This is a genomic window from Pseudomonas sp. 2822-17 (assembly GCF_002742485.1).
GTDB lineage: Bacteria > Pseudomonadota > Gammaproteobacteria > Pseudomonadales > Pseudomonadaceae > Aquipseudomonas > Aquipseudomonas cyclaminis.
In genome coordinates, this window is sequence record NZ_LJRZ01000576.1 from 1 (window position 1) to 366 (window position 366).

At 35.5% G+C, this 366-nt stretch carries 1 protein-coding gene; it reads left to right on the plus strand.

Going from position 1 to position 366, the window contains the following annotated elements; all coding sequences use genetic code 11:
• A partial coding sequence (locus tag AOA60_RS23460; protein WP_178075404.1) for a cation:proton antiporter occupies positions 1-366 on the plus strand: 366 nt, incomplete at both ends.

Genomic DNA, 366 nt, shown 5'->3' on the forward strand with positions numbered 1-366 from the left:
GCATTGTTTATTCCATTTTTTTTACTTTCAGTTGGTCTTCTCATGGATTTAAGTGTTCTGTTTTCTGATCCCCGTTCATGGTTGGTTACTGCACTTATTCTATCGGCTGTATTTATTGGGAAATTTTTAGCTCCATTTTTTACAAGTAAGATTTATGGATATAATTCAACAGAAACAAAAGTAATGTTTGGACTAACAATTCCACAAGCTGCAGCTACTCTTGCAGCCACTTTAGTGGGATATGACGTGGGGTTATTAGATCAAGCAACAGTAAATGCGGTTATTATTATGATACTTATCTCATGTATCATTGGACCATCACTTGTAGAAAAGCATGGAAGGAAATTAGCAGTCAGTGAAGAACAG